Consider the following 2982-nt stretch of genomic DNA (forward strand, 5'->3'; position numbering starts at 1 on the left):
GGTCTGACGACCATTCGCTCCAGGAGCCGGGGTAGAGCAGGCTGTCGCCCAGGCCGGCGTGGGCCATGGCCAACAGGTTGTGACAGGCGGTGACACCGGAGCCGCATTGCTGGACCACCGCGCCGGCACTGTGCGGTGCCAGCAAGGGCTGGAATTCGGCACGCAGTTGGGCCGCAGGCTTGAAGCGGCCGTCGGCGCCGAGGTTGTCCTTGAAAAAGCGGTTGCTGGCGCCGGGGATGTGGCCGGCGGCCTTGTCCAGCGGCTCGACCTCGCCACGGAAGCGCTCGGCGGCGCGGGCGTCGATGAGGCGGACGTTGCCGAGCTTCTTGAGCAGCGTGGCGGCGTCGATCTGGCCGACCAGGGGCTGGCCGGGTTGCCAGTCGGTGGGCGTGGCGGTGGAGGAGTCGGCCGTCATCTCGCCGTCCCAGGCGCCATCCAGCACGGCAACCTCGGCATGGCCCAGCCAGCGCAGCATCCACCAGATGTGGGCGGCGTAAGGGCCGCCCTGGCGGTCATAGGCGACAACCTGGCGGCCGGCGGCCAGGCCCAGGCGGCGCATCAGCGCAGCGAAGGCTTCGCGTTCGGGCAGCGGGTGGCGGCCGCGGAAAGACCCATCGGGGCCGGTCTTGTCGCCGCAGAGGTCGCGGTCCAGGTGCAGATAGAAGGCGCCGGGAATGTGACCGGCCGCATAGGCGCGCTCGCCGGCGTTGGTGTCGGCGAGGTCGAAGCTGCCTTCGAGGATCAGCGGGTTCGAGAGCGCTCGCAGCTCGGCGGGGGTGATCAGCGTGGTGTAGCTCATGACTCAGCGGGGTTGAACTGGCTGTCTTTTGCTGGAGGGGCGACCTTGGAGCGCAGCAGCGTGGCCGCGAGGCCGGCGCCGATGATGAGCAGCATGCCGAAGGTGGCGTGCCAAGTCAGCGGGTCCTTGAACAGCAGCATGCCGTAAATGAAGGAGAAGACGATGCCCAGGTATTGCAGGCAGGCGTTCACCAGCGGGCGGCCGATGGAGTAGGCGCGTGTCAGGCAGACCTGGGCGGTCGTGGCCAGCACGCCGACGGCAAGGAGCAGGAAGGCACCCCACAGCGTGTGACTCTGCAGGCCGCCCTGGGTGACAGCCGTGATGACGGCGCCCGCCACACAGCCGCCGACCGAGAAGTAGAAGACGACGCGCAGCTCGGGCTCACCGACGCGGCCCAGGGCCGTGACCTGGAGGTAGGCCATCGCGGCGATCATGCCCGACAGCAGGCCGGCCAGGCCGTACCAGAGCTGCTGCTGATCGAGCGTCGGGCGCAGGATCAGCGCGACGCCGACAAAGCCCAGCAGCACCGAAGCCATCAGCCGCCAGTCCAGCCGCTGGGCACCCATCAGCACGGCGCCGCCGAGCAGGAAGAGGGCCATCCACACCGAGGACATGTAGTTCAGCGTCATCGCCGTGGCCAGCGGCAGGTGGCTGATGGCGTAGAACCACAGGCACAGCGAGGTGACGCCGGAGATGCTGCGCCACAGATGCATGCCGGGCAGGCGGGTCTTGAGGCTCAAGCCCTGGCGGTGCGACAGCAGGGCCATCATCACGGAGCCGACCAGGCCGCGGTACATGACGATCTCGCTGGCCGCGTAGAACTCGCTGGCCAGCTTGACGCAGACGCCCATGGTGGCGAACAACAGCGTCGCCGCCACCATGAGCACTGAGGCCGGCATCAGAGAGGAGCGCCGATCTCGTTGCGGAACCATTCATGGAAGTGCTGCATGCCGTCTTCCATCGGGCTTTGATAGGGGCCGGTCTCGTTGTCGCCGCGCATCATCAGCGCCTTGCGGCCGGCATCCATGCGCTCGGCAATCTCGTCATCTTCCACGCAGGTTTCCATGTAGGCGGCCTGGTGGGCCTCGACGAAGTCGCGCTCGAAAGCGGCGATCTCCTCGGGGTAGTAGAACTCGACGAGGTTGACGGTCTTCTGCGGCGACACCGGGTGCAGCGTCGACACGACCAGCACATGCGGGTACCACTCGACCATGATGTGCGGGTAGTAGGTCAGCCAGATCGCGCCGGCCTCGGGCGGGCGGCCTTCGCGGAACTTCAGCAGTTGGTCGTGCCAGCGCTGGTAGACCGGCGAGCCGGGGCGCTCCAGGTCCTTGTGCACGCCGACAGTCTGCACCGAATGGTGCTTGCCGAACTCCCAGGCCAGGTCGTCGCAGCTGACGAAGCCGCCCAGGCCCGGGTGGAAGGGGCCGACGTGGTAGTCCTCAAGGTAGACCTCGATGAAGGTCTTCCAGTTGTAGTTGCACTCGTGGACCTGGACCTTGTCGAGCACGTAGCCGCTGAAGTCCAGTTGCGCCCGCGGGCCCAGCTTGCTCAGCTCGGCGGCGACGTCATGGCCGTTGTCCTCGAACAGCAGGCCGTTCCATTCCCGCAGCTTGTAGCGGTTCAGGTTCAGGCAGGGGTCTTCGGCAAAGTGCGGCGCACCGATCAACTCGCCCTGATGTGAATATGTCCAGCGGTGCAGCGGGCAGACGATGTTGGCCTGGGTGTTGCCGCGACCCTTGAGCATCAGCGCCTGGCGGTGGCGGCAGACGTTGGAGATCAGCTCGATCCCCTGGCTTGAGCGCACCAATGCCCGGCCTTCGCCCTCCTGCGGCAGGGCGTAGTGGTCACCGATTTCGGGGACGGCCAGTGCATGGCCGACGTAGCGGGGCCCTCGCTGGAAGATGCTGGCCTGCTCGCGCTGGAACAGATCGGGGTCGAAATAGGCGCTCACCGGGAGCTGGGTCTGGCTGCGTTTGAGCGCCGAGACGGGAAGACTCAGGTCGGACATGATCCAGGCGGGTCTTTCAGGCGGGTAGAGGTGCTGCGTCCCTCCGGCGCATCTCGGGGCTGCCGAGTCGGCCAGGTTGCTAGGTGTGAAAAGGGGAGCCCGAAGGCACGCGCGTGCGCGCTCGAGCGAGAGGTTCGGGATTCTACGCATGCCCGCGTCCTCCGTCCGACGG

General features: G+C 67.3%; 3 protein-coding genes. All 3 read right to left on the bottom strand.

Annotated elements, in window-relative coordinates; genetic code table 11:
* Window positions 1-799, bottom strand: a 799-nt coding sequence (locus ACXJKR_RS28690) for a sulfurtransferase (protein ID WP_457325733.1), incomplete at its 3' end; no start/stop codon positions are given.
* Complete coding sequence (locus ACXJKR_RS28695; protein ID WP_457325735.1) at window positions 796-1698, bottom strand: DMT family transporter; 903 nt, start codon at window positions 1696-1698, stop codon at window positions 796-798. The genes ACXJKR_RS28690 and ACXJKR_RS28695, both read right to left, overlap by 4 nt.
* A complete protein-coding gene (locus tag ACXJKR_RS28700) occupies window positions 1698-2810 on the bottom strand; it encodes an aromatic ring-hydroxylating oxygenase subunit alpha (RefSeq protein ID WP_457325736.1) in 1113 nt (370 codons plus the stop codon). The genes ACXJKR_RS28695 and ACXJKR_RS28700 overlap by 1 nt, the downstream gene beginning before the upstream one ends.
* Window positions 2811-2982: the final 172 nt, after the last annotated feature.

This window comes from Roseateles sp. P5_E11 (assembly GCF_054049355.1).

Coding starts and splice junctions, on each gene's coding strand:
- ACXJKR_RS28700 (WP_457325736.1), bottom strand. CDS start 2,810: ATGTCCGACCTGAGTCTTCCCGTCTCGGCGCTCAAACGCAGCCAGACC.
- ACXJKR_RS28695 (WP_457325735.1), bottom strand. CDS start 1,698: ATGCCGGCCTCAGTGCTCATGGTGGCGGCGACGCTGTTGTTCGCCACC.